General features: G+C 68.2%; 28 protein-coding genes. 25 read left to right on the forward strand and 3 right to left on the reverse strand.

The window, feature by feature from the left end:
• The first annotated feature begins 1,189 nt into the window (after nucleotides 1-1,189).
• The 20 genes from ACMTAK_RS00580 to ACMTAK_RS00675 all read left to right on the forward strand — a co-directional run bounded on the left by ACMTAK_RS00580 (nucleotide 1,190) and on the right by ACMTAK_RS00675 (nucleotide 17,326).
• Nucleotides 1,190-1,552: a hypothetical protein gene (locus ACMTAK_RS00580; RefSeq protein WP_413804298.1), complete on the forward strand. Its 363-nt coding sequence runs from the start codon at nucleotides 1,190-1,192 to the stop codon at nucleotides 1,550-1,552.
• A gap of 126 nt (nucleotides 1,553-1,678) precedes the next feature.
• Nucleotides 1,679-2,071, forward strand: a complete 393-nt coding sequence (locus ACMTAK_RS00585) for a hypothetical protein (RefSeq protein WP_361264940.1) — start codon at nucleotides 1,679-1,681, stop codon at nucleotides 2,069-2,071.
• Nucleotides 2,072-2,297: 226 nt separating this feature from the next.
• Nucleotides 2,298-3,452: a DUF932 domain-containing protein gene (locus ACMTAK_RS00590; protein ID WP_413804299.1), complete on the forward strand. Its 1,155-nt coding sequence runs from the start codon at nucleotides 2,298-2,300 to the stop codon at nucleotides 3,450-3,452.
• A gap of 378 nt (nucleotides 3,453-3,830) precedes the next feature.
• Nucleotides 3,831-4,283: a hypothetical protein gene (locus ACMTAK_RS00595; protein WP_413804300.1), complete on the forward strand. Its 453-nt coding sequence runs from the start codon at nucleotides 3,831-3,833 to the stop codon at nucleotides 4,281-4,283.
• 194 nt (nucleotides 4,284-4,477) lie between these two features.
• Nucleotides 4,478-5,104 carry a hypothetical protein gene (locus ACMTAK_RS00600; protein WP_413804301.1) on the forward strand — a complete coding sequence of 209 codons (627 nt, stop codon included), beginning with the start codon at nucleotides 4,478-4,480 and terminating at the stop codon, nucleotides 5,102-5,104.
• 267 nt (nucleotides 5,105-5,371) lie between these two features.
• On the forward strand, nucleotides 5,372-5,971 hold the full coding sequence (locus tag ACMTAK_RS00605; RefSeq protein WP_413804302.1) for a DUF3846 domain-containing protein: 600 nt from the start codon (nucleotides 5,372-5,374) through the stop codon (nucleotides 5,969-5,971).
• Nucleotides 5,877-6,344 carry a hypothetical protein gene (locus ACMTAK_RS00610; RefSeq protein WP_413804352.1) on the forward strand — a complete coding sequence of 156 codons (468 nt, stop codon included), beginning with the start codon at nucleotides 5,877-5,879 and terminating at the stop codon, nucleotides 6,342-6,344. The genes ACMTAK_RS00605 and ACMTAK_RS00610 overlap by 95 nt, the downstream gene beginning before the upstream one ends.
• A gap of 77 nt (nucleotides 6,345-6,421) precedes the next feature.
• Nucleotides 6,422-6,871: a hypothetical protein gene (locus ACMTAK_RS00615; protein ID WP_413804303.1), complete on the forward strand. Its 450-nt coding sequence runs from the start codon at nucleotides 6,422-6,424 to the stop codon at nucleotides 6,869-6,871.
• Nucleotides 6,872-7,159: 288 nt separating this feature from the next.
• Nucleotides 7,160-7,486 carry a hypothetical protein gene (locus tag ACMTAK_RS00620; RefSeq protein WP_413804304.1) on the forward strand — a complete coding sequence of 109 codons (327 nt, stop codon included), beginning with the start codon at nucleotides 7,160-7,162 and terminating at the stop codon, nucleotides 7,484-7,486.
• A gap of 47 nt (nucleotides 7,487-7,533) precedes the next feature.
• The gene (locus tag ACMTAK_RS00625) at nucleotides 7,534-9,111 is read left to right on the forward strand and encodes a ParB/RepB/Spo0J family partition protein (protein ID WP_413804305.1); all 1,578 of its coding nucleotides are present in this window, start codon (nucleotides 7,534-7,536) and stop codon (nucleotides 9,109-9,111) included.
• Nucleotides 9,112-9,681: 570 nt separating this feature from the next.
• The gene (locus tag ACMTAK_RS00630) at nucleotides 9,682-10,140 is read left to right on the forward strand and encodes a hypothetical protein (protein WP_413804306.1); all 459 of its coding nucleotides are present in this window, start codon (nucleotides 9,682-9,684) and stop codon (nucleotides 10,138-10,140) included.
• Complete coding sequence (locus tag ACMTAK_RS00635; RefSeq protein WP_413804307.1) at nucleotides 10,077-10,817, forward strand: DNA methyltransferase family protein; 741 nt, start codon at nucleotides 10,077-10,079, stop codon at nucleotides 10,815-10,817. Before ACMTAK_RS00630 ends, ACMTAK_RS00635 begins: the two co-directional genes overlap by 64 nt.
• Nucleotides 10,818-10,966: 149 nt before the next feature.
• On the forward strand, nucleotides 10,967-11,407 hold the full coding sequence (locus ACMTAK_RS00640; protein WP_413804308.1) for a hypothetical protein: 441 nt from the start codon (nucleotides 10,967-10,969) through the stop codon (nucleotides 11,405-11,407).
• Nucleotides 11,408-11,734: 327 nt separating this feature from the next.
• On the forward strand, nucleotides 11,735-12,016 hold the full coding sequence (locus ACMTAK_RS00645; RefSeq protein WP_413804309.1) for a hypothetical protein: 282 nt from the start codon (nucleotides 11,735-11,737) through the stop codon (nucleotides 12,014-12,016).
• A gap of 216 nt (nucleotides 12,017-12,232) precedes the next feature.
• Complete coding sequence (ssb, locus tag ACMTAK_RS00650) at nucleotides 12,233-12,748, forward strand: single-stranded DNA-binding protein (RefSeq protein ID WP_413804310.1); 516 nt, start codon at nucleotides 12,233-12,235, stop codon at nucleotides 12,746-12,748.
• Nucleotides 12,749-12,764: 16 nt separating this feature from the next.
• Entirely contained in the window at nucleotides 12,765-13,694 is a 930-nt protein-coding gene (locus tag ACMTAK_RS00655; protein WP_413804311.1) for an AAA family ATPase, read from the forward strand.
• 625 nt (nucleotides 13,695-14,319) lie between these two features.
• Entirely contained in the window at nucleotides 14,320-15,306 is a 987-nt protein-coding gene (locus ACMTAK_RS00660; RefSeq protein WP_413804312.1) for a DUF4007 family protein, read from the forward strand.
• 274 nt (nucleotides 15,307-15,580) lie between these two features.
• A complete protein-coding gene (locus ACMTAK_RS00665; protein ID WP_413804313.1) occupies nucleotides 15,581-15,937 on the forward strand; it encodes a hypothetical protein in 357 nt (118 codons plus the stop codon).
• A 48-nt stretch (nucleotides 15,938-15,985) separates the two neighbouring features.
• Nucleotides 15,986-16,876: a hypothetical protein gene (locus ACMTAK_RS00670; RefSeq protein ID WP_413804314.1), complete on the forward strand. Its 891-nt coding sequence runs from the start codon at nucleotides 15,986-15,988 to the stop codon at nucleotides 16,874-16,876.
• Between the two features lie 99 nt (nucleotides 16,877-16,975).
• Nucleotides 16,976-17,326 carry a hypothetical protein gene (locus ACMTAK_RS00675; protein WP_413804315.1) on the forward strand — a complete coding sequence of 117 codons (351 nt, stop codon included), beginning with the start codon at nucleotides 16,976-16,978 and terminating at the stop codon, nucleotides 17,324-17,326.
• Nucleotides 17,327-17,541: 215 nt separating this feature from the next.
• Here ACMTAK_RS00675 and ACMTAK_RS00680 read toward each other — a convergent pair whose 3' ends face one another.
• The 3 genes from ACMTAK_RS00680 to ACMTAK_RS00690 all read right to left on the reverse strand — a co-directional run bounded on the left by ACMTAK_RS00680 (nucleotide 17,542) and on the right by ACMTAK_RS00690 (nucleotide 19,997).
• The gene (locus tag ACMTAK_RS00680) at nucleotides 17,542-17,994 is read right to left on the reverse strand and encodes a hypothetical protein (RefSeq protein WP_413804316.1); all 453 of its coding nucleotides are present in this window, start codon (nucleotides 17,992-17,994) and stop codon (nucleotides 17,542-17,544) included.
• A 247-nt stretch (nucleotides 17,995-18,241) separates the two neighbouring features.
• Nucleotides 18,242-19,531, reverse strand: coding sequence for a helix-turn-helix domain-containing protein (locus ACMTAK_RS00685; RefSeq protein WP_413804317.1), 1,290 nt, complete (start codon nucleotides 19,529-19,531; stop codon nucleotides 18,242-18,244).
• An 88-nt stretch (nucleotides 19,532-19,619) separates the two neighbouring features.
• Nucleotides 19,620-19,997: a hypothetical protein gene (locus ACMTAK_RS00690; RefSeq protein ID WP_413804318.1), complete on the reverse strand. Its 378-nt coding sequence runs from the start codon at nucleotides 19,995-19,997 to the stop codon at nucleotides 19,620-19,622.
• Between the two features lie 639 nt (nucleotides 19,998-20,636).
• Between ACMTAK_RS00690 and ACMTAK_RS00695 the strand changes: the two genes are divergently transcribed.
• From ACMTAK_RS00695 to ACMTAK_RS00715, 5 genes are read left to right on the forward strand one after another with little or no spacing between them, the layout of a single operon-like run.
• Nucleotides 20,637-21,644: a conjugal transfer protein gene (locus tag ACMTAK_RS00695; protein ID WP_413804319.1), complete on the forward strand. Its 1,008-nt coding sequence runs from the start codon at nucleotides 20,637-20,639 to the stop codon at nucleotides 21,642-21,644.
• Nucleotides 21,641-21,952 (forward strand): hypothetical protein, encoded by a 312-nt coding sequence (locus ACMTAK_RS00700; RefSeq protein ID WP_413804320.1) that lies wholly within the window; start codon nucleotides 21,641-21,643, stop codon nucleotides 21,950-21,952. The genes ACMTAK_RS00695 and ACMTAK_RS00700 overlap by 4 nt, the downstream gene beginning before the upstream one ends.
• Nucleotides 21,949-22,536 (forward strand): hypothetical protein, encoded by a 588-nt coding sequence (locus tag ACMTAK_RS00705; RefSeq protein WP_413804321.1) that lies wholly within the window; start codon nucleotides 21,949-21,951, stop codon nucleotides 22,534-22,536. Before ACMTAK_RS00700 ends, ACMTAK_RS00705 begins: the two co-directional genes overlap by 4 nt.
• Nucleotides 22,536-25,205: an ATP-binding protein gene (locus tag ACMTAK_RS00710; protein ID WP_413804322.1), complete on the forward strand. Its 2,670-nt coding sequence runs from the start codon at nucleotides 22,536-22,538 to the stop codon at nucleotides 25,203-25,205. The genes ACMTAK_RS00705 and ACMTAK_RS00710 overlap by 1 nt, the downstream gene beginning before the upstream one ends.
• Nucleotides 25,202-25,585 carry a hypothetical protein gene (locus tag ACMTAK_RS00715; protein ID WP_413804323.1) on the forward strand — a complete coding sequence of 128 codons (384 nt, stop codon included), beginning with the start codon at nucleotides 25,202-25,204 and terminating at the stop codon, nucleotides 25,583-25,585. The genes ACMTAK_RS00710 and ACMTAK_RS00715 overlap by 4 nt, the downstream gene beginning before the upstream one ends.
• Nucleotides 25,586-25,591 lie beyond the last annotated feature (6 nt).

Raw genomic sequence — 25,591 nt, forward strand, 5'->3', positions numbered from 1 at the left:
CCCGCAGGCAGTGAACTGCCGTGCTTCGCACGGCAGTTGCTCACGCTCCGCGTGAGCCCTCCCTCCGCTTCGCTCCGGGGAACCCAACTGCCTCGCTGCGCGAGGCAGTTGGCGAGCAGCCCGCTACGCGGCTGCTCGAAAGGCTGGCAAAGGGTCAGAGAAGGCCCGGTCAGCCGCCTTGCGAGGCCGTACAGCCGAGTGCCGGGCGAGTCCGCTACGCTCCCCCGCCCGGGCCCCTCCGGCTGCGCCTCCGTGGCCTGAGACCACCTCAGGCCGGTCCAACTAGGCGCGGGAAGTGAGTACGCGCATCAGTCGTGATGCAGCATGTTGGATTGGCGGAAACAGAACACACCCATCGGGCTACTGGTCTGCTGCCACAACGGCCAGCTCGAATGACGTGCAACCTGAGAAAAAACCCACCTCGCGCCTGTTGACCCATCACCGAACTATACCTAGTATCGAATCAGTTCCAGGGTGACGCCTAGGAACCCCGCCGTACACGAAGGGAAGTTGTAATGGGGACATTGATCATCGTGGCATTGGTCACAGTCATGATCTATTACTGTGGCTACGGAAAGGGGCGCAATAACGGACGAACAGAGAACGTCGCACGCTCTTTGGCGAAGTTGATGGACAGGGAGCGCTAATGAACGGGGATCATGTCTCCCTCACGGAACGGGAGATGCTCTACCGCCTCGAACTACTGGAGCGGGCAGTGAGGGATCTGCGGATCCTTATCGTCTTGTTGTCGATTGGTGTCACGGCACAGGCCATGGATGGCGTAACAAGAATGTTCGGCTGGTAACGCCGGGCATTGGGGTGCATGTCGTCTGCGTGCACCCAATGCCACCCGTGATGACCTCCTAGAGCAAGCGCAGCGTTTCTCGCGTTCCCGAGCATACGCCCACTACGGCCCCATCCTTCTATACACCGAGGGCAGCTTGGGAGGGAAAGTCTCGCCGTGGTCACTCTCTAAAGGGGTTGTCCACCTGCCCTGTTGCTCAACCGAGGGACCACCGGCCGCAATGGAAGTTGCATCTCAAAGCGCTCTGTTTTGTGCCTCCCATCATGCGCCTGATAGTGCATCGGTCTCCGTGATGGTTTCCTTCACCTGAACCGGAATATGTCCATTATCGAAGTCACTCGGGTGACACCGAGCGACACACGCCAAGCACACGAAGGGATCAACGTGAAAGTTGAGCTGACAGTATCCGAGGGGGTAGCCCGCCGAGCGTTCCTGAAGTCGCCGGAGGCCGAGCATGCCCGCAGAATCGCCAACTATCTTCCGGCGGCGGAGTGGCGGACGCTGGCACAGATCGTGGACAACGAGGATGCTGAGCTGATTGGGATTCAATTCCAGTCTGCCTCGGGACCGCTCGTTTTGAAGGTGCCGGAGGAGGGGGGTTCCTATGAGGTAGTTCTCCTGAGTGCGACCGGCCCCAAGACGGTGGGGACCATTCACGGAGGAAAGAGGGGTGAAGTCACGCCGCAGGTTGTTGCCTACAGGTTGGGCAGCTTTCTGAGTGCTCTTCGCAGGATGCGCCACATCTAGCGGCTGCCCGGCCCATCTTTTCCCGGGCCGGAGGGTTAGATGCCCGACTTCCGGGTATATCTAGTATCGAAGTCACTTGGGTGACGCCAAGGGACACGCCAAACACACACGAAGGGAACGGTTTCGATGGAAACCAAGTCCGCTGTGGAGCTGATCAACCAACTCGGCTACAAGCCCGGTTGGGAGATCACCGCCGAGGACTACACCAAGCGGTTTGAGGGGACCGTAGAGGTCACGTTCGTGTTCCCCGCGTACCACTCTGAGCGGCATCTTGCCGAGCAGGGTTACCCGTCCCACACTGATGGGTCGTACGCGAAGTTCGCGATTATGGTCAGCGACTGCGACGACATCAAGCTCTACCGTCGCGTACTTGAAAAGATCCTTGAGATCGAGACCCACGAGGCGCGGGAGTTCCTTCGTGTGCGCCCGACCTACTGGGCACCTTTCCACCCGCATCGGGTGGACGGGATGAAGCGGTGGGGGAAGGTCGCCAAGGACTACACGTACGGCATCGTGTAGCCCCCTGGTGGGGCGCCCCGTCGCCGTTCCGCACGGCGGCGGGGCGCCCGCCCCGAGTTATGTTCGGGGCCCAGGCCAGCCGCTACCGTGGTGGGCGAGCCCATCAGGCAGAAACACCACGCCACACAGCAAACCACGCCTTCATGCTCCAGGATCAAGGACGCATCGCCTGAGCGGACGGATACTTGCTTGCCTCAACCCTCTATAATCATCTAGTATCGAATATATGCCGTCGGGTGACGCCGACGGCCCGCCGATCAACACGAAGGGAGAGCCCAGCGTGGCTCACGAAATCGATCAGCTCACCATGCCCTCACCCCAGAGAAACGCGTCCTTCGCAGAGCTGCGCCAGGCGCTCGATCGCGAGGAAGGGATCAAGCTCGACACCGTCGCCTCGGGAGGCGCTATCTCGGCCCGCGCCGGGAACATCGTTGTTGGCGATCGCGTCTACCGCCCCAACGCTGTGGCGGACGAAGGGATTGCCGCCAAGCTGAACATTCCCCTCCCCTACCTGCGCAGGATGCGGGCGGAGGCCCCCGATCTGTACGACCTCAACGTCGGAGGGTGGCTGGAGAGAGAGCCTGAGCGGAAGTTCCTCCTGCGGGCGTTCCGAGGTGCGCCGGGGACGTTGCGGGCGTTCTTGTCGGACAGCTACAGGGTCATCGACCATCTGGACGTGCTCGCCGCCGCGTTGGAAGGCGTCGAGGAAGCCCGCCACCCGATCAAGATTCTCGGGGCGGACCTCACTGACCGTCGTATGGTCGTGCGGGTGGAGTCCGAAGCCGTCAAGGTGATTGCCCGCGAGTTGCTGAAGGGCTACCGCTCTCCCTTCACCGGGCAGAGCGGTGACGACCTCCCCGTTGTGTCAGCCGGTTTCGTGCTGGCGAACAGCGAGGTAGGTAGCGGCAGGTACACCATCACTCCTCAGATCGTCGTGCAGGTGTGCACCAACGGCCTGACCATCACCAAGGACGCACTCGGTAGGACTCATCTGGGTGCCAAGCTCGACGAAGGAGTGATCCGGTATTCGGAGGAGACTCAGCGAAGGAACCTCTCGCTGATCACTTCCCAGACGCGGGATGCCGTGGCGATGTTCATGGACCACGCTTACGTGGAGCAGAAGCTGACGGAGATCGAGCGTGAGGCGGGCCGGAAGGTCGAGAAGCCTGCCGAGGCCATCGAGTACGTCAGCAAGCGGCTCAGGTTCAGCGACAGCGTGCGCGAGTCCATCTTCAACCACTTCACTGCGGGCGGTCAGATCACGGCAGGAGGCGTCATGCAGGCCGTCACAGCGGCGGCCCAGACTCTCAGTGATGGGGATGCAGCCTACGAGTTGCAAGGCCAGGCACTGACAGCTATGTCGCTGGCAGCAGCGGCGTAGCCGCCGTCCACTCCGGCAGCCGCGCCTGGAGCGCCGCCGGACCGGCTCTGGTGGGCGGCTCCCCGCTGCCGCTCACCAGAGCCCTTCCGGCGCTCTGGGGCTCTCTCTGGCGCAGGAGAGCGTGGGTGGGGGCGTAGTGCTCCCGGTGTGCCGCAGATGCCCGTCCTGCGGCACACCGGGCTCAAGGCCGGCCTCGGGCTGTTGGCGTGTCCGTATGCCAGCTCGACCGCGGCACTGCCGGTAGAACTGCGTGATGCCTCGGGCTGCCCAACGGTCCGGAGAGGAGCGCGAGTGCCATAAGAGGAGCTGCCCTCGAACCACAAATATCTAGTATCGAACTAACGAGAATAGTTCACTGAATCACGAAGGAAATCGATCATGGATTTCATCTATGGAAACAACGGTCGTGGTCCGCTGCCGCCTACCGTCGAACGGGCCCTGCGCGTCGTTGGGGAGCTGCTGCGCAAGGCCGGACCCGGCTTTCACCACCTGGCCTGTGAGGCGGACGTCCCTGGAGGCGATCCGCTGTTCAAATGCGCTCATGCCTATATCGAAGGTGAAGACGACGACCCGGACGTGGGGGCGCCTGTCAAAGAGATGGCGGACTTCACTGAGGTTCTGGCGTGGGGTCTCGCCATTCGCTCCGGATTGCTGCTGCTGGAGACCGAATCGGACTCTGGGACCCGCATTCAGGGGTGGGTGATCGGCGGGAACGGTCTGACGCCGCTTACCAGAAGTCAACTGCTTGACGCCTTTGCGGACAGCCCTCAGGAGCGGGGAGAAATGGACGAGTTCACCACCGCGTTTCCGATTCACTCGCAGGGAGTGTAACCACACTGACCGTCAGGCGGCGGGGTGTGTTCCAGATACGGGATGCAACTCGTCCGAGTGGGCCTGACCGTACACCGAGCGTCTGAGGGCAGGCGAAAACCACGAGGAATAGGGTTCCCCTACCCCGTGTTATATCTAGTATCGAACTTCTTGGGTGACGCTGAGAAGACCGTCGAACGCAAAGGAGTCCAGAGATGGGCTACGACATGCACATGGTCCGAATGCCAGACGGGGAGGAGGAAAGATTCGGGGCGGCACGCCGGGAATTCGACGAGGCCGTAGCGGCTCGGGACGCGCTCTACCTGCCGCCTGGCGACCCCGAGTACAAAGCTGCGCAGGAGAAGGTCAGTGCAGCGTATGACGCCATGTATGAGGCGCACACCTCTTATTTCCGGCTCAGCATCTGGAGCATGAGGGAATGCCGGGCGATCATGCACCACTTCGGGATGCTCTCGGAAACCACCGCTCCCCCTGAGGCGCCGTCCCTGGAGGCGTACGGCATCAGCCCCGACGAGTACCACGAGTCCCTCGGAACCTCGGGGGAGCTGCCGGAGCCGATAGGCCGCTTCCAGGAAGCCATGAATGCGTATCTCGCCTGGGTTCCCGCCCCGGAGAACGGCGTTGCAGTCCACAAGCTCATGAGCAATAGCGGCTGGATCGTCACGCCGGAAGAGATCCGCGCTGCGCTTGCTGCGTACGAAGCGAACCGGGGGAAGGACCCAGCTTTTCTCTCACAGTTGGTCGAAGAGGCGAGCTGGTGGCCGCAGTGGGTCGGGTACCTCACGGCAGCGGCCAATCATGAGGGATTTCGTGTGTACTGACGCGCAATCGTGGGCGCGAATCCCGCGATGAGCCCGAGGGGCAGAAACCTGTTTGCCTCAACATCCACGTTATTCTAGTATCGAATTACCCCGCGTTGATCGCGGCCTGAGACCGGTCGGGCCCACCTCCCTTCGGGGCCCGACCGCCCCGGCCCGGCGGGTGGTTGAGCGCCTTGCGGTTCCCCCCTCCGCATGTAGCCGCTCCTGCCCGCCGGGCCCTCCATCAGCAGGCCGCGCAGCCTTTCTTGCGCAAGGAGAACCCCAGCCATGCCTTTGACGCCGTCCGCGCTTCTTTTGGCCTGTGCCGGCCAGCTCGTAGAGATCGACCTGCCCACTGCCGCGACCGAGGAAGAGAGCCACGCCCGCCAAGCAGTGTTACGCGCAACTCTGCGATGTGACCGCTTCGACGTCGTAGCGCTGACCACGCAGTGGGACATGTGGATCGATGACGAGGGCCTCTTCAACCACCCCGTCAATCCCTTCGCGACCGCTCTCGCCCGGCGCTTCGGGTTCGTCTACCAGGACTATCACGGCCCGGTGCTGCTGACCGGAGGGGCGGAGCGGACGGGCACACGCTGCCGCTGCTCCGGGCCCAGGTGGTCGGCCTCCTCAACACCCTCATGGATCTGTAGAGCCGCAGTACCCCCGCTGCGGAGGTCCTCACCGCACGCGCGTCCAGGTGGACGCCATCACCCTTGGAGAAAACATGGGTTACACCCACTACTTCGCTTACTCCCCTCGCACCGAGGCGTTCCGGAAATCATGGCGAGCCATGGTCGCCGACACCCGGGACATCGTGGCTCACGTCCAGTCGCTCGGCATCGTGGTCACGGGGCCGATGGGTCGCGGCCAGCCGGAGAGCACTGAGCGCTACATCGCCCTCAACGGGCTGATCGGTCACGAGTCGCTGTGGATCCAGCCGGAGCCACCGGAGTACTCCATCGATCCGTACGGGGCCCGTCAGTACGCCTCGCAGGGGTTTGTATGGTCGTTCTGCAAGACGGCGCAGAAGCCGTACGACCTGGCCGTCGCGGCGATCCTCCTTCACTGCTGGCAGCTGGCTCCCCACGCCTTCGCCATCGCCAGCGATGGCCGCTGGGATGACGACTGGCAGTACGGAGCCCCGGGTCCGCGCTCCCTCGTCGCTTCGCTGTTCCCCCCTGGCGTGGAGGAGTGCCCGTTCAGCGATACCACCCAGGGCCCCCCGCACCGCGATCCTCTGCGGCCTGAGGCCACCTGATGTTCCGCTGCGGCGGGCCGGTGGCGCCGTCAGGCAGCCTGCGGCCCGCCGCGCCCCCGTTGGATCGGAGATCTTCCATGCACACTCCTCGTCCTCAGGCGTTCGATACCGGTGTCCTGGCGTTTGAAGCGCTGCTCGGCGCTCTCGGGCGTGGGCACCATCACCTGCTGATCAGTGCCCATACGCCGGAGGGCGGCAGCGTCGCCACCGCGTCAGTGACCGTTGAGGGTGCCCCCGATGACCGCGTCCGGGCAGAGCGGGAGGGAGTTCTGATGTTCTGTCACGTGCTCGCCCAGGCATCGCTCGCCTTTGAGCGCGGAGCGGTCTTCGCTCGTTCGGTCGCTCCCGATGGAGGCGGCAAGGCCGTCGTCCAGGGCTGGGCACTCATTGACGGCTGGCCCCGTTCCATGTCGGCCGCCGAGGTCTTCAACGCGTACTGCACCGATCTGGCTACGGGGGAGCCGCTCCCGCCTGAGCCGGACACGGAGTATCTGGCCGGCGCCACGGTTGCGCCGCCTGTCGCCTGAGTCCACTCCGCGGCGACACGGGCCGACTGCGCCCGGGAAGCGAATGCGGGATTTGCCCAACCTCTTCATAATCATCTAGTATCGAATCCACAGTGAAGAGGTGATCCACCCCTCCCATCTGAAGCCGGAGTCGGGACTCTCCCGGCTCCGGCCACCAGGCCGGGAACGGCGTCCCGCACGGCGCCACTCCCCCGGGCCTCATCCTCCGCTCCGCGCTCATCACCGCGCTAGCCGCTGCTGACCCTCCGGCAGCACTCCATTCCCCACCCGATGAGGAGACCTGTTCTCATGACCCGAGCCGAACGCCCCGAACCGCTGCCGCCCGGCTGGCCGAAGGGCCGCTACCGCATGACCCACCGGGCCATGAAGGCCCTCCGGATAGCTGACCACCTGCTACGCCGGGGTCTGGCCTACAGCTCCGTCGAAGCAACCGATCACGTCATCCGCACCGCCGCCGCCGAATGCGGCCAGCACGAGCCCTCCAGCACCACCTGCACGCTCGTCCGGGCGGTCCTGGACTTTCTGATCCCGGCCTCTTCGCCCACCACTACCGGCAGCACTCAGCACGCGACGTCCACCGTCGTCGCGGTCACCGTCCATCGCTACACCCCCTGAAGCGACCGGGCCACAGGCCGCCTCGTCCCAGAACACAGGAGATTGCCTTGACCAGCACTGTTACATCCAAGGTCACCAAAAAGACCCGGACTTCGGCCACCGACCCCGCAGGGGACACCCCGGCGACGACGAGCGAATCCCCTCCGCCAGACACTGAGGAGCCACAGCACCTGATCGTCAGGCTCGATCCGTCCCTGATCGTGCGCGACGGTCACAACGCCAGGACCACGGACACCGAGCCCGACGAGAAGCTGATCGCGTCGGTGAAGGAACTCGGCGTCCAGGACGCCATCAGCGTCCGCCCGGCCCCCGATGGCACCTACGGCGCCTTCAAGGGCTGGCGGCGGGCCCAGGCGCTCCAGATCGCCAACGCGACGGCGGAGGCCGAGGGCCGACCGGTGCGCCAGGTGCCCGCGATCGTCCGGGACGACCTGGTCGGGCGTGACGCGATGACGCACATGCTGTCGCTCATCGAGAACGACCACCGTGAGCCGATGAACCAGCGCGATCGTGTCCAGGCAATCGAGACTCTGGCTCTGGTGGAAATGAGCGAGGCCGAGCGCGATCAGATGGCCCGCGCGCTGAAGATCAAGCGAGCCGAGATCCGGGCCGCCCGCCAGGCTGCCCGGCTGGACGAGGAGGCGTTGCGCCGCGCTGCGCTCCAGGGCTTCGACCTCGTGCAGATGGCAGAGCTGGCTGAGGTCGAAGACCTGCGCGGAGCCGCTCAGACGCTGGAGGAGGCGAAGGCCAAGGACGATGCCGAGAGCGAAGGCGGGCACGGCCACTGGGACCACGCCCTGGCCCGGCTGAAGCAGACCAAGGCCGACTTCCAAGCCCGGGAGAAGGCGCTGAAGGAACTGGAAGAGGCAGGTATTCCGCTCCTGCGGGATCACTTCCCCTGCGGCACGAAGGACACTTCCCGGCCGCTGACCGACCTGTGCACGCAGCTGGGCATGCCGCTCACGGTGGACAAGCATGTCCACTGCGGCGGTCACTCCGCCCGCCTCGACGAGGAGTCGCGCCCGATCTGGTTCTGCTCGGACCCCGCTCAGTACGGGCACAAGCTCAGGCCCCGTGCGCAGAAGCCGAAGCAGTCCATGAGCCTGGAGGAGAAGGAGGCGCGGCAGCGCACGATCGCCGGTAACAAGGCGTGGAAGACCGCCCGCACGGTGCGGGAGGAGTTCCTGCGGAAGCGCTGCCAGGGAAGGTCTCTGTCGGAAGCCGCCCGGCTGTTCGCCCTGCGGGTGGTGATGAACTCTCCGTACCTGTGGGCGAAGTGGTGCGAGCGGCAGGACACCGAGACCGTTGCCCGGTACCTGGGCGTGCCGGACCCGAACGCGGACCTCGCCGCGTCAAGCCGCCGGATCGGGGGGCCGTTCGACGAGCTGGTCGAGCGCCACGGCAAGACCAAGGGGTGGCACCAGGTCTACGCCCAGGTCGTCGCAGCGCTGGAGTACAGCCTGCGTGAGCCGAAGGCGTGGCAGAGCCTGGACCGTCAGCAGGCCGCCTATCTGGCGCACCTCCGGGACGAGGGCTACCGACTGTCCGACATCGAGGACCTGGCGCTGTCCCAGAGCTGGCCGCCGCCTTCCTCGGAGGACGCGGCAGACTCGCAGTCCGTCTAACCCTCAGCCGCCCCGGGCGCGGCGTTCCTGCCCCAGCGCCGCGCCCGGTTCCTCCAGCGGAGTACTCGCCGTGTCCAGCCCCTGCCCCTCCGGCCGGAGGCGATACCCGGACCGTGCATCAGCCCGTGCCGCGCTCGGTGCCGCCATGGCGCGTGGCGCCCCCGTGCGCAGCATCCAGGCATGCCCGACCTGTTCCGGATTCCACCTCCTACGCCGACGCCCCTACCACCCCCGCAGGCGCAGAAAGCCCCGTTGACCACCTCGACCTCGTGCGAGGGGCCCACGCGGCAATCACCGTGACCGCCGAGGACAGGTGATCCGTCCCGGCCGTCACGGGCCGACCGTCGTTCCCGCGCCACCGTGCCCCTCCATCCTCCGCTGCGGCAACCAGCGCTGCCGCCCGTCCGTATGGGAGTTTTGATGTCACAGCCCCGCTCTTCACGTATTCCCGGCGATGGTGAACGGCCGCCGCACCCCAGCCCCGCGGGCTGCGGGCCGACCCGGTCGGTCAGCACGGCGGTCGAGGACGCCGCGCCGGGTTCACGCCCCCAATCGCCCGACCACCTGGCCATGAGCATCTGCCAGAAGGTGGCCCGCGCCTGGCACAGAAGCCGCGATCGAGGCGGCACAGAAGTCCCGGTCGGGGTGGTCGCCTCGCTCGCCCTTCTGGAGCAGCCCGAGGACGGACCCGATGTGACCGCACACCTTCTGCGCTTCAGCCCGCAGCAGCTGGTCGCCCACTACCGCCGTGTCTGGGCGATGCTGTGGCTCATCCGGCCGGAGCTCGCCGACTGGGCGCGACCCGTGCGCTCGTGGTTGGAGCAGAGCGAGCTCGGCCGGGAGCGGGCAGACGCTGTCCATGCGGTCACACAGGCCGCGCCCACGCTCGCGGCATCGTCAGCACCGCCCATGCCTGGTGGCTGGAGAACCGCAGCACGGGCGAGGTACACATCGCCCTGGGGACGATGGCTGCTCTCGCGTTGGCCGCCCCGCCCCACGTCGACGGCCCCGACTACGGTCCACTGCTGATTCCTCTCGATGACGAGGAGTTGGAGTTCATCGACGCCATACGCGCTGTATGGAACTCCCTGTGGGCTTCTCGCCCTGACCTGGCTGACGCTGCCCGCCCGCTACACGAGTGGCTGGCCTCACCGAGCGACGACGACATGCGTGGGCTGGCCGACTACGCACGCGTCCTGGCGCGCGAGGGTCTGCTGGAGTACCGCAGCGACCTCAACCGCTGCGAGGCCGACGACCCGCTCGGCCTCCTCCTCCAGCACATGCGCAGCTACAGCGAGCGCCAGAAACGCGGGGTGTTCTTCACCCCGGCCAGCGCCGCCGACCTCAACGCAGAGGTCCTCCTGACATGGGACCTTCCCCCGGGTGCGCGGTTCCTCGAACCGTGCGCCGGAACGGGAACCATGATCCGCGCTGCGGCTGCAACGCTCCGATACCGGGGACGGGCCCCATCCTCCTACTGGTGGTGGATGAACGACCCGGATCCGGTCAACACGGCCTGCTGCGCGGTCAACGCGTTGCTCTGGCAACTCGGTCCGCACGTCATGGTGTCCAGCGGCGACGCCCTGGGCGACACAGAGGAACTTCAAGAGCACGCCCGCCACAACGCCGAGAAAGCGACCCGGGAACAGCGCAGCAGAACGCTCCTCTACCCGACCCGGACCAGATCACCGTATTGGCCCGCATGAGACAGCCCCTTCAGCACCGCGCCCAGCTGACCGGGCGCCCGCCGCGGCTGCCAAAACCGGTGGCCGTGGACCCTGCATCGCCCAGCGGCGGCGCGCTGACACTACCGGCCTCCGTGAACCGCCCGTCATCACAGGGAGCAGTGAGCCCCATGACCGAACCACCCTTCACTTCGTACGACCTTCCCGACGCACGCACCTTGTACCGTGCACGCGTAGCCGCGTACCGCATCCGCGCCGAAGCACCCGACCGGCTGGCCCGTGTCATGTGCGCCCACCTGGCCGCAGCCGTCTGCGACATCCTGACCGGCTCAACCTTCCGGGGCCCTTTCGATGCCCGTTGGCTGGAGATGACTCTGCACCCGGCCGGAGACGTGGTGGTCTCCGGCCGGTACTGGACACACGCTGGAGAATGCCGGGATCTTGCCGATGCGGGCGACACCTTCGGCATGGGTGAGTGGGCCGACGAACTGGGTGCCTGGAACCGCGATGGCTGGGCACCGCTGTGCACAGCATCCGACGTCCGCCAGGACGGGACTATCACCTTCCGTCTCGACCTCGCTCGCGCCGCTGAACTCCCTGAGTTTCTGTAGAGCCTGCTCAGGCAGCTGAGCGTCGGTGAAACGGGAGGCACTCGCCGACGCCCGGCAACGGCGCGATGGCGGGTGCCACCTACGCCCGTAGCCAGCGCTTTCGCCTCGGGCTCCGGACGGGTGGTAGACGGCTTCTCGCCGGTCACCACCGAGCTGCTGCCCGAAGTCATGAACATCCGCCGCGGGCACTGCCTCCCGAACTGCTGTCGAAACGCTGCTCTGCGACGTGAACCGAGCCAGCGCCCCACATGGCCAGGTCCGCAACGAGCGCCTGCGCGACGTCCCCGGGCCCCGCTGGCATCCGCGACACCACCAGGAGCGTCTGGAATGTCCCGCAAGCAGAGTCGACACGGCCTGTACTGCCACGGCACCCACAGCCGGTTCGAAGGGCAGTGCAACGACCCCGCCCGGTGGGTCGTGTATTGGGCCGACGAAGAGACCCGAACCGTGATGACGAACTATGCCTGCGCCCACCATTTGCACAAACTGCTGGTCGGGCTGACCCCGAAGGCTGAGTTCTCCCGGGAGATGTTCCGCGTCATCCCGCTCGACGAACTGGCTGACTGGCTCGGCCGGCAGCAGCGGGGTGTCGGCAGCCGAAGGCCGTGACCGCGCCGCTGCTGCTCTGCCTGCCCGGATGGCTGAACACAGCGCCGACAAGAAGCGGTTGCACTCCACTCCATATACATCTAGTATCGAATTAACCCCTTCGTGCGCCCACGGCATACAGGAGTGATCCATGCCGATTTCCGCCCCCAGCCTCCACACGCCAGCGCGCCTGGCCCACACCGCGCACGCCCATGTCCAGCCCACAGGAACACCGCTATGACCGGGGAGACCATCATCACGGTCACTGGCAATCTGGTCGCGGACCCCGAAATACGGTTTACCGAAGCCGGTACAGCCGTCGCCCGCTTCCGGGTCGCCTCCACCCCGCGCGTCTACGACCGCAACGCGGGCCGGTGGACCGACGGGGAACCGCTGTTTATCACCTGCACCACTTGGCGCGGTGTCGCCGAACACGTCTGCGAATCCCTCGTGCGCGGCATGCGCGTCATCGTTCAGGGCCGCCTGCGTCAGCGCACCTACACCGACCACCAGGGCGTGCGCCGCACCGTCTTCGACCTGGACGCCGACGACGTCGGGCTCAGCCTCCGTCACCGGGTCGCATACACCGAGCAGAGCCTTCCGCCCGCACTGGCGGACTCGTACAAGGCCCCTTCTCCCGGTTTCAACGGCCAGCAGCCCGCCGAACACCGACAGCCGGTAACCGGGTGGGCCGCGTTCGCCACCGTAGCTTCCCGCGCCGTCGCCGACCCCTCCGCCTTCCGCATCGCCTGATCCCCAGGAGCACTCCGTGTCCAGCGACGACCGCCCCCTCCCCCAGCCCGAGACCATCCTCCCGCAGCCTTCGGACTACCAGCCCGCCGTCAAGGAGGCCCGGCCCGCCCGCATCGCATTCGAAGGACCGTCAGGGTCCGGCCGCACCCTGACCTCCCTCCTGGTCGCCTCCGCGCTCGGCGGCCCCATCGCCGTCATCGACACCACCGGCGGGACCGCCGCGAAGTACGCCGACACCGTCCCCTTCAACGCCCTGGAACTCACCCACTTCGATCCCGAACGGCTCTTCACGGCCCTGGCTGTCGCCGCGATGCGCGCCTACCCGGTGCTGATCGTTGACCGGTACAGCGCGTTCTGGAACGGGTCGGGAGGGATGCTGGACAAGGTCGCCGACGAGACACGCTCGGGCTACGGCTCTTCCAACACCGCGTGGAACAGGTACCGGCCGATGGACCGACGCGTCTCCGCCGCGCTGTCCGCCTATCCCGGCCACGTCATCCTCACCCTCAACTCGCGAACCGACGCCGTCATTGACACCGACTCCCAGGGACGCCAGTACGCCCTCCGTCTCAGCCTCAGGCCCGAGCAGCGTTCCGATCTCGATTACGATCTCGACGCCGTCGGCACTCTCGGTCCCGTCGCCACCGTGCGTTTCGGCAAGAGCCGGATTCCGTCCCTGACGGGGCGGGTCATCGAGCAACCGGGCGAAGACCTCGGCCACACCATCGCGCAGTGGGCATCCGAAGGCGTCCCCAACTGGCCGCAGGCATCCTTCATAGAGCGCGCCCGCGACCCCGACGCCACCTTCGACTCGCTCGGCCAGCTGCGCGCCGAAGCCCTCGCCAGCCGGGCTGGGACCATGGCGGTGCTGGATCTGCACGGCGAGCCCACCACTCTTGACGCCCTGATCCTCAAGCGCGGCCGCGAGCTGGCCCCCCGCACATGACGGGCCCCATCGAGACGAAGGCCCCCGTCACGGCTCCCCTTCCGTGCCCCGGGCGGCGCCCGGCCCCCCGACCCTGAAATGAGAGAAATGACTGCCCCCACCGAACGCACCCCGCTGTTCCAAGGCACCTGCGTCCGGGTGCAGCTGGACCGCAACCGCTACGAAACCCGTGTCGCCGCTCCCGGCCACGATGAGGCCGACGGCCAGAACCTGGCAGCGGCCCAGTTCTACCTCTCCCCCGATGCCGGACAGGGCGGCACCGGTGGATCATCTCCGTCACGTGCAGCGACCACTACAGCGAGCCCATCGCCAGCAGGCACGAGGCACTGAAGCTCCTACACGAAGTCACCCGAGCCGAACGCGCCCTGCTCCGCCGCTACCCCCAGATCTACCCGCAAGTTCCGCCCGTGGCTCATGAACAGATCCGCCGCGACTACCCAGGGCTGCACCGCCTCAACCAGAGCGGTTGAGCCACTGGCCAGATCCTCTCGGGCGACGGGACAGAGGACGGCACGGCGGCCGGGCGGGCAGCCGCGCCATTCTGCCCGTCATCTCCCCAGTGTCCTCCCGCTGCTCCCGTCCGCCGCCATCACCGCTCCCGGGGCCCCGCGCCGGAGAGGTCAACGTGCCCATTCCTTCATTCCCGCCGCACGTCCTCCCCCGCTATGCCCGGCACGGCTCCTACTCGCCGCGGCATGGCTGGCTGCTCAAGACCCACCTCGCCCTGAAGGACGATCCTCGCCTCTTCACGTCCGCCGACGCCGTCGTCAGGCTCGGTGTCGGCAAGAGCATGGTGGCCTCGATGCGGTTCTGGTCCGCGGCCTTCCGTCTCTCCGACGAGGTCAGCAACCGGCCAGGGACGGCCAGAGACGTCATACCCACCGACCGAGCCCGGTGGCTGCTGGAGGACGAAGGCGCCGATCCGTACCTGGAAAGTGACGCCAGCCTGTGGCTGCTGCACTGGTGGCTGCTCTCTCCCCCGTGCTTGGTGCCCGCCTGGTACTACACGTTCTGCATGTCCCCGTGGACCCGCCTTGAGCGGGAACGCCTCGTACACGGCGTACAGGGCGGAGCGGACTCCACAGGGTGGCGGCCGACCAGCAACGGCGTGATCCAGCGGGACGTGAACTGCATGCTCCGCATGTACACCCACTCACGTCCGGGCGGGCAGCCACCGGCCGCCGCCGAGGACATCTTCGACCGCCCTTTCAGCGTCCTCGGCCTGATGAGCCACGACTTGGAAGGGACCGTGCTGCTGAGCCGGCGGGCAGGGAACAGCGCCCCCGCCGCGGTGCTGGCCTACACCTGTCTGGCATACGCGGCGCGCCACCAGCCGGACCGCCCCGGCCAGATAGCGCTGAGCCGACTGCTGCACGACGATGCCGGACCAGGCCGCGTGATGCGAGTCGAACCGGAAGCACTCCGCCGCGCCCTAAAGATCACCGCCCGGACCCACCGCGGACTCGCTGTCGTCGACGACGGCGCCGGTCAGCAGATGCTCACCTTCAGCGCGCCTGCGCTCACCGTCGCCTGGGAGGTACTCGACGACCTGTACGGGAACGTACGGCAACACCTCGGCATCCACCCGGAATGGCAGGACAGCGCAAGCTGATCCGCCTCCACGACAGTCACCGACTCCATGGCCGCCTCCATGCGACCGTGACTGAAGTGCGGCGCCACGTAGTCGAGGGCAGCCGATAGACCGCCTCCCCGGCGCCACAGGCACCACAAATGCTGATCACGTCAGCTCGACGATCGCCTCACATCTGCGAAGTTTTCAAGATCATCCGTAGTGGCGGCTTGCCACATACCTCACACTTATCTAGTATCGAAAGATCCAGGCGCCGGCACCGCCGCGACACTGCTCACGATAGAAGGAGGACCCGATGGAGACCGAGATCACCCAGGACCTGCTGGATCTCGCCGCGGCCGCTTTGTCCTGCACCGCCGAGCAGCTGCGCATCGACCTGGAACGAGGCCACGACCTGTACTGCGCCGGCCTCGCCGCAACCGCTCAATCGGTACGCGAACGCTGCGCCGGGCTGGGCGACCATGACCTGGCTGCCTGGTGTGCCCTGGAGAACGCACCGTGGCAAGCAGGATCAGCCCGCGAGGACGCGATCGACGAACTCTGCTTCGCCGTGTGGACCAGCACACCCGCCGCCATGGCGTACGCGGCCCTGGCGGACCAGGCCGAGCAACGCGACGTATGGCTGATCGACAGCCACCACCAGGCGCCGTAGCCGCCTCGCAGGGCACCCCCATTCCGGAGACGAGTCCAGGAGGACACGATGGGCAACACCACCGGCGACGAGCTTCTGGACGCCCAGCAGATCCGCGATGAGTTCGGTATCAGCCCCTCCCGGCTGAGCGAGCTGCTCCGTGACCGGGAGACCACCGAATGCCCGGAGCCGGACGAGGTCAATGGCCGACGCCGCCGCTGGAAGCGACGGACGATCGCACCCTTCGCCAAGGAGTACCGGGAGTCCAAGCGGCAGCTGTCCGGGGCCGACCCGACGCACTCGCTGCTCGCACAGCCCCCGGACACCCTGCTGTCGACGTCCCAGGTGGGCAAACAGATCCTCGGGCACAAGTCGACGTCCACTCTGCTGGCCTGGCTGGTCGACTCACCCGGTTACTTTCCCGAACCGGACGTCGTGGAGACCACATCCGGCGGGCGTAAGCGCCGCTTTTGGCGAGTCGCCACCATCGTGAAGTGGCTCGCCGAGCGCCCCGGCCCCGGAAACCCGCTCAGCAAGACCCGAACCCAGACGACGAGCGCCCCCCTGGGTGACGGCGACCCCGAGGAACTGATCGACGCAAAACAGGCGGCGCCGATACTCGGCTACGGAAGTCACCTGCAGCTGAACCGCGCCATCGCCCGCGGGATCCTCCCCGAGCTCATGGAGCCTGACGAGGTCATCCGGGGCAGGATCACCACGAACCGGTGGAAGCTGCGCCGTGTCGCGGCCCTCGCCCGTGCTCGGCGGGAAGCCCCCTCCAGCTCGGAGCTGGCAGAGCGCCGCCTCGACGCCGCCCTCGAGGCGCTCCGGACTGCTGGCTCCGCCGCGGGCAGCGTGACGATCGCACAGCTGGCCCAGGATCACCCTGGCCACGGCAGCGTCGTCGCCTGGGAAGCTTCCCTGGCCGAGGCTCGCCGACAGCTCGGCGGCACGCACTGACGACGGAAGCAAGGCCGATGGAATAGCCCGTCTCAACGACTATCCTGTCGGTGTACGGCACTCGGTCAGGGCACCCTTTGTGGCCCAGGCGGGCCGAGTGTGTCGGCCGATGGCCGGAGGGGGGCCGTCAACCTCTCTACCGGGACGCCCAGGCGTACCGGACCGGCCATCGCTTCTCAACCCACCCTCTGGCGCTCGCTCAACCAGCTCCTCAAGGACTCCCACACCGAGCCCTACGGCGGAGCAGATATCGACTGGCACTCCTGGCGAACCTTCGCTGCCTCCCTCGCCGACCTTCAGCTGCCCCATGTCGGACTCCGCCCTGAACTGGGGCCCTCGGTCACACCACCGCCACCACAGCCGCCGTCATCCAGCAAGACGGCACCATCCGCGCCGATCACCCCGACTCCCTCCCTGGCCGCCCTGCGCGGCTGGCTCACCGCCGGGTAAAGCGCCGGCCGACCCGCACCTGAGACCTACACCCCGACGCTGACACGGCACGATGAATCCGGACTGACCCGCTGGAACCTCCGCCTCAGCCGCACCGGGACGTGCGATGCCAACGGCCGATCGCGTTGCCGATCCCGGGCGTATCCCGGAGTACGCCGGGAGGGCTGCCGCCTCATCGGCGGCAGCCCTCGTTCGTCCCTGAGGCCGTTCGTGGGCTACGAGCAGTGCTTCTTCTCGTAGGAGCCCCAGGCTTCCGCGCGGTCCCAGCTGTTGTTGTAGTCGAAGCCACCCTCGATGTTGATGCAGGCGCCGCGGGCCTTCGCATAGACCGGCCCGGCGAACTTCCGGTAGTTCTCGTTCCCGTAGCCGTCCTGGTCCCAGTTGCCCGAGCCGCTCTTCACGACCCGGACCTTGATGTGGTTCGGCTTGTAGATCCCGTTCTTCGGCCGGCCCACGGCGCAGTTCTTGCCGGCGGAGGGAGACCAGTAGACGTCGATGTACCCGACGGTGCGGCCCTCGGTGTCGCTGCCCCAGACGTTATGGATCGGCCAGGACTTCTTGAAGTGATAGGAGCTGCCGCAGCGGTTGACCCTGTCGGTGGCGCTCGCGCTCGGCGCGGTCGCGATGGCGACCGTGCTGCCGATCATGGCCACAGCCGAAGCCGCCACGACGACCCTACGGATCTTATACATAGGTTTCTTGCCTTCCGCGAGATTAGTTGGCGTTTGTGTTGTTCTGTGTTCTGTCTGCGGTGGCGTCCGAGGCCGTCGCGGCGGTGCACGGCCGCGCGGCTGGATGAGTGCCGTGGACGGCCACCGGTGGGCGGTCCGCATGCGGAGGCGGGCCTCGCTTGCACTGCCAGTGCGGCCGGGCCGTGAGGCGGCCGGGCTGGTGTGATGGGCAGGCGGGGGTGTGTCAGGAGGCATGGGTGGCGTCCTTGGGGTCGGAGTGGCGGAGGCGCCACTGGTGCATGTGCGTCTCGACCTCGTGGTCCAGGAGCTCGCCCCAGTGGCCGGCGGCGGCCAGCCGCTCGCGGACCCGGTGCTCTTCGCGGGCAGCCGCCATCTGGTGCTCTTCGTGTGCGGAGGCCAGCTCGGCGTCGCGGGTGAGGCGGTCTTCGACGGCGGTCCGGGCCTGCTCGGCCTGCCGCTGTTCGTCACGGCGCGCCTGGCAGGCGGCGCACGGCCGGCCGGTGTAGAGGATCAGCCCGTCCTCGCAGGAGGGGTCGGGGCACTCGTGGGCGGTGAGGAGGTCGGCGACGTAGCCGACGGGGCGCCGGATGGGATCCGGGCCGGTGTAGTCGTCAGCTGCTCGTTGGGGGCCGCGGGCTTGGTGCCAGCGGCGGTTGATGCGGGCGATCAGCTGTTCGGGGGTCCGGGGCGGGATCCGGTAGGTGCCGGATTCGGGGCCGGGGATCCCGGTGAGGGCGGTGCAGATGGCGCGCACGAGGGTTGGGGCAAGGCGTCCACCGGGGCGGGTGGGCTGGACTTCCTGTGGCAGTGCGGCGGCGACCTGGTCCCAGCCGGGGGGCCGCTTGCGCGGCCCGGTGGGGATGGTCCTCGAGGCCTTCCGGGTGGTGCCCGCCGTCCTCGGTGCGGCGCCTGCTGCGGGGGAGACAGCGCTCTTACCACCCGCACTGGTCCTGCGGACGTCCGGGAGATGGTTCCGCTTGGTGGGTTTTTGATGACCGGTTATGGAGGGGGCGGGTGGAACACCCAGGGAGGGTGTTACCGACGACCCCTGGCAGGGGTTGCTGACACCCCCTGCCCCTGTGACGGAAGAGCCCTGCTCAGGGCAGGGGTTGTCTACGACCCCTGCCTTCGGCGTGGGCCGGGGGATGAACTCGCCGTCGCGGATCGCCGCGTACCGGTCGTCATGGTCCTGGTAATGGCTGATCTCGGTGAAGGGTTCGCCAACGCCGCCCCACTGGTCCCACGGCCCGTGGACGAAGTACCGGTTCGTGGTCTTGGAACCGTTGCCGCGGTAGCGCTGGCGGGCGGAGAGATAGCCGTCCCGCCGCAGCTCCCGCAGCAGGGTCCGGGCGCGTTCTTCGCTCACCAGCGCTTCCCCGGCGATCAGTGCGCGGCTGGGGAAGGCGGAGTAGTTCTGGTCGCACCGGGTGGCGATCGCCAGGAGGACGAGCTTGTGCGCCGGTGTGGGCAGGTGTAGCCGCATGACGTAAGCAGCAGCGTCGACTCCGCTCACCTCTGCCCGCCCTGTTCCATCCAGGGCGTGCGGGCGGAGGGGGTGAGCGGAGGCGTACGCCGTGCCGTAGCGGCCGCTGCGCGGCGGGTCACGGGTACCGCTCGTGGATGCGAGTGGATTCGATGTGGTCGCGGGCGGCGGGGGTGTCGGCCTCGGTCGGTTGCATGCGGATGCAGCCGTCGGTCAGCAGGTCTTCAGCACGGCCTTCACCGCCGCTCTGGAGCTCCCAGCCGCAGGCGAGGTCGGCGACCACGCTGCGGGCGAGCATCAGGTACTCCCCCGGGAGGGTCTCGCGGTAAGCGAGCCAGCTACCGATCTTGCGGGTGTGCTGGCTGACGGCCAGAAGCTCGTGGATCAGCACGGAGGTCGATGGGATGCCGTGCGCGGTGCAGTCGACAGCGGCCGGGGCGGTCGCCTTGGACGTGCGGGAGTGACGGACACGTGAGCGGCGGGGCCAGAACGGCATCGGCTCCTCCTCGAGGACGGGTTCTGCTTGGCGATGAGCAGACCCGGGCGCTCTGACCGGATCGGTGGCCAAATCCGGTAGCCAGGAGTCACGTTCGCGTCACGTTGGCCGTGGTCGAGGTTTTGGTCAGCCCGAGGCGATTGCGCAGCCGCGTGGTTGCGTAGCCGGGCTGCGCAACGGCGACCGGGGAACCGGGCTGCGCAGCCGGGAAGGAACGATGGAGCCGGAAACGGAAGCGGGCTGCGCAGCCCGTCATCCCCCGAGCACCGCAGCGCGGCCCCGGCGGCAGGGAGCGATCACGTGGCCTATCGGCCATGAGCCGGTCAGGCCTGCTGCTCCGCACGGCGCCGTGTCCGGCTCACTCGCGGCTGCGGCCGCCAGCCGCTTGAGGCGGGAGGGCTGCTCGGCGGCCGGCCACACCCGGGCCCGGCGGGAGCGAACAGGCGGCCGGGTCGGGGCAGGCATGCAAAGCGGGGCGACGGTGGCGTGGTCAGGGTTGACCGGTTGGTTGACCACGGCGCGGCCAGGCCAATGTGACCCGGTTGTGACGGTGGTCAACGGTGGCTGGCCAGTGGACCGGTCAGGGGTGGCGGGTTGTCTCCAGGCATACGACCAATCCGTTTGTGACCTGGAGTTCTCATGCCTGTGTTCCCACGCCGTGAGCCGTCTTCTGGATCATTGGTGCCGTCCTCGGAGGCGGCTGTCCCGGTGCGGCTGGTGCGGGCGCGCCGGTGGGTCCGGCTGGGCCGGGTTGCGATGTGGGGGGCGCTGGCCGCCGGTCCGGTCGCGCTGGTGGTCATGACAGTTTCGTCCGAGACGGCACCGGTGATCGTGAAGACGCCGGTACCCCACCAGGCGCGGTCTGCCGACCCGTCGGGGTACGCCGAGTTGTTCGTCGCGCTGTGGCTGCGCAGCGACAGCCGGAGTGAGCAGAGCGGCGATGAGCGTCGGCTGCGCGCGATGGCTCCGGGGGTGGATCTGCCGGAGCCGCGTGAGGGTGCGCAGCTCAGTGTCGATCGAGTGATGGCGGTGCGCAGTGCGCAGCTGTCCGATGGGGCTTGGTCGGTGACAGTGGCTGTGCAATCGGGTGAGGAGGTGCGCTACTTCTCGGTGCCGCTGGTGGCGTCCGGCTCCGGGTCGGGAGCGTTCGTCGTTGCGGCGGCCCCGGCCCGGATGCCTGGGCCACAGGCGATGCGGGCGCCGGGGTCTGCGTATCGGGTGCCGGTGCCGGAGGGAAGCGAGCTGGCGTCGACGGTGTCGGAGTTCTTGACGGCCTATCTGACCGGAGTGGGTGAGACGGGCCGGTATCTGGCGCCGGGAGTGCGGCTGGCGCCTTTGGATGCGCCGCGGTACGAGCGGGTGGAGGTCGAGCAGGTCTCGGCCGATGACACCGTGGTGAAGCGGCCGGTGCCGGAGAACGGCACGGTGGTCCGGGTCCAGGTCCAGGTGCGGGCGGTCGATGCGGATGCCGCCTGGCCGTTGGTCTACAACCTGCGGATGTCGGCACGGGACGGTCGCTGGGAGATCGCGTCGGTGGACACCGGCCCGAAGCCGGTGGGGTACACCCGCGCCCGCAGGGTCGGCGTGGGCCGATCGGCTGTCCTAGGTACGGGCGGGCCGTTGCGCGCGGCGGGTGGTGTGGGGTGAGCGGCACGGTGTTGCTTGCCGGGCAGCTCGATGAGGCGGGCACCGGGTGGCTGGACATGCTGGGCCGCTGGGCCGACAAGGGGCTGCCGGTGGCGCTGACGTGGATCGTGATCATCGAGCTGGTGCGGCGGGGGAGCCTGAAGGCCGGGATCGGGGCCCTGCTGGCGATGGCGATCGCCCTGGGGATCTATGCCTCGAAGTTCAGCCTGGCGTCGATCTTCGAGGACGAGGTCAAGAACCCCGCGAAGTCCGCTCCCGCCGTGACCCGGGTCGTGGGCCAGGTACCTCCCGTGGGGGGCTCGCGATGAGCGCCTCGGAGCGGAGGGTCAGCCGAACGTACACCGCGGCGCGTCGACATCCGTGGGTGCTGGGGCGGGTCGGTGACTGGAAGATCCCTATGGGCCCGTACACGCCCCCGCAGCTGGTGGTGGCCTTCATCGGCGCCCTGCTGCTGATCAAAACGTTCAGCTGGTGGTCGTGGCTGGGGCCGGTGCCGGTGGCCGGGTGGGCCGTGGCGGTCTGGATGGCCCGGCGGTCCCGGATCGGGGGCCGGTCGCCATGGGCGGCTCTGGGCGGCGTGATCAGTGTGCTGCTTCAGCCACCTGCCGGGCGCATCGGCGGCCGCCCGGCGCGGGATCGCCGCCCCGCGGTGCTGCTGGGGGCGTTCACCATCGAGCCCGCCGCTGCCGGTCTCCCGCCGTCGAGGCCGGGCGGTCCGGTGCTGAGGCGGGCGGGCGGATCGCCGCCGCCGTCGGCGGAACGGAAGAGCCGGCCCACGCGCCGAGCTGGGGGCCGTGCACGGCGGCGAGGTCAAGAGCAGGTCGCTCCGGCGCCGCGCACTGCGCTCCAGCAACTGCTGCTGGACGAACCAGACAACGGGAGGGGTCAGTGATGCGTGTGCCGATCCGGCACCTGGCCGGGCATGTTCTGTGGTCCACGCACGGCGGGGTGTGGGGGGTCTGGCGCGTCACCGCGATCGGCGGCCGGTACGTCCCGGATCAGGTCAGGGAGGAAGTGCTGGGCCGGGTGACCTCGCTGGTACGGAGTCTGGCGGGCACGCCGCGGCTGTTCGGGCTGTGCGCGCAGGTCGATCCGGCCGAGGTCGCCGAGCGGATGGTCGCCGGTGTCGATCTGGAGCGGTGTCCGGCTTGGGCGCAGACGGTCGAGGCCGGTCTGGATCTGCTGGAAGAGCAGGAGATGCACACCCGGACCCTGTGGCTGGTGGTGCCCCTGTCCGCGTCCGTGGGCGGCCGGGCCTCGTTGTCGGCGGTGGTCGGCTCCGTCTGGGCGGATACCCAAGCCGCCTTCGGTCTGCCGCCGACACCGATACGCCGGGCGGAGGTTGATGCCTACCGGGAGCAGGCGGACCGGGTGGCGGCGGTGCTGGGCAGTGGGCTGCCCCTGCGGCCAGCCACCCCGGCGGAGATCGTATGGATGGTGCAGCACGCCGTGCACCGCGGGATGGATGAGCCGCTGCTGTCGGAGGCCGAGACCGATGGCCAGTACGGCGGCCGGGTGCACGACGGGGTGCTGCACTCCCCTTCCTACGCCGATCTGGGTCATGCCCGGCTCGCCGAAGGCGGCCGCGCCCTGGAAACCGGTGCTCATCAGGAGACCGACGAGGAGGAGATGCCGGGTCCGCAGGAACGCCGAGAGGGACGTCGAGCCGCTGCGGGCCGGAAGCCCTGGTGGCGTGCCGCGGTCCCCTCTCCTCTGCGGCGCAACTGGTTGCAGGTGGAGGCCGAGGCGGGCACCGGGTATCAGGCGCACCTGGTGCTGGCGGAGGTGCCGCCCGCGGTGTCGGAGGGCGTCGCGGACCTGTTCGCCCAGTTGGAGGCCATGCCGTTTCCGGTGGACTTCCTGGTCGAGCTGGAGATCCTCAGCGCGGACCGGGCCAAGGAACAGTTGCGGAAGAAGAAGAACGAGCTGGTCGACCAGGCCGACCAGTGGGACGCGAAGCCGAGCGGGATGCCCGGTTCGCTACCGAGCGCGGCAAAGGACCTGGGCGAGGAGGACGCGCGGCTGTCGCGGTCCAGTGTGGAGGTCGAGGTCCAGCCGGTCACGGTGCTGACGGTCTGGGGCCGGGAGGCCGAGACCTGTGATGCGCGGGCCCGCACGCTGACAGGGCTGTTGCGGGGCGCGGACTACCGGGCCGTGCGGGCGGTGGGTTTGCAGGAGCGGCTGCTGACCTTCGGTCTGCCGGGTGCGTCCTGGCCGCCGACGATCCGGCGGGAGTTCCGGCAGGTCCAGCTCGCCGAGGACTGGGCCATGAGCGGGGCGGTCACCGACACCTCGGTGGGCGATCAACGTGGCGCGCTGATTGGGATCGATCTGGACTGCGGCACCGTGCGGCCCGTGCTGGTCGACATCGCCGACGCGCCGCAGCAGCAGGCGTCCGCGTCGGTGGGGGTCATCGGAGACCTGGGCAGCGGCAAATCCGTCCTGGAGAAGCTGCTGACCATCTCGGTGGTCGACCGCGGCGACCGGGCGATCGTGATTGACCGCACGCCGGTGCGCGAGTGGGCGGCGTTCGCGGAGGCTGCCGCCCCGGGCACCTGCCAGGTGATCGACGCGGCCGCGGCGAGGATGTCGATCGACCCGCTGCGGATCTTCGAGGGCCCCGCCGGCGCCCACTACGCGATGAGCTACCTGGCCTTGCAGCTGGGGATCGGGCCGATGACCACGGCGGGAGCCGTGCTGCACCGGGCCGTCGAGGAGGCGGCCGCCGCCCCCGCCCCGTCCATGGCCGCAGTCCTGGCCGCGCTGGCGGCCATGGCCGACTCCGACACGGCGGGCCCGGCACGCCGCGATGCCGCTCAGACGCTCACTGATCTGCTGCACATCGTCGTGGCCAACCCGCTGGCCGGCATGGTTTTCGACCCCGAGCTGCCTCCGCTGCGCCTGGACTCCCCCGGGCACGACCTGGTCGTGCTCACCACGGCCGGGCTGACGCTGCCGCCGATGGAAGCCCTCGCTCAGCCCGAAGTGCTGCGGCAGCAGCCGCTGGAGGCGCTGATCGGCCGGGCCGTGATGTATCTGATCGCGGCGATCGCCCGGCAGGCCGCGTTCACCGATCCCTCAAGGTTCTGTCTGATCGTCATGGACGAGTGCTACTGGCTCACCAGCAGCGCCGAAGGCCAGGCCGTGGCACACGAGATCACCTACGACGGCCGCAAACACAACGCGGCTGCGCTCTTCGGCGCCCCCGATGCCACACATCTCCACGACGTCAGCGGACTGCTGGCGTACAAGGCCCTGGGCCGCACCACCGATCCGGCTCGGGCCCGCCGCGGGCTGGAGTTCCTCGGCCTCAGCCCAGAGGACGAGGACCTGGTGCGGCGGGTGACGACCGGCCTGTCCCCGGTCGGGAAACCGGGCCGGGAGGGGGAGATGCTGCTGCGGTTCCCCTCCATGAAGGTGGGCCAGGTCAAGGTCATCGTTCCTGCTGTGGCCCGCATCATGGACCAGATCTTCACCACCCCTGGTGATCTGCCCGGCCAGCGTGTCGACCTGCGCAAGCCGGGACCAGCCACCGCCCCGGCCCCGGGGAGGCAGGCGTGAATCCGCTCAAGCGCGCACGCACCACACATTCCGGCCGGGTGGTGGTCTCTGTCACCGTGCTGGTGCTGCTGACCGTGGGCGTGGGTGCTCTGGCCTGGGCGCTGCTGACCGGGACCGAGGCCCTGCTCGATGGCGCACTCCCCCACACTGGCAAGGCGTTCAGCCCCACCGCCACCGCACCCCAGGGCGAGAGCGGCCACGTGCCGGAGCCGGCGGAGGGGTGCGGCTCCTCCTCTCCTGCTCCGGGCCCGGAGGGGTGTCATGGGCCGCTACCCGGCGAGAGCACCGGCGCCGACCCCGCCGGGCCGTGGTGGGTGATGCTGCTACTGCCCGCCGGCCTCGGGCTGCTGGTCTGCGCGGCCTCGGGACGCCGGCGGTGATGGCCC

Source organism: Streptomyces lacaronensis (assembly GCF_047337785.1).
GTDB lineage: Bacteria > Actinomycetota > Actinomycetes > Streptomycetales > Streptomycetaceae > Streptomyces > Streptomyces lycopersici.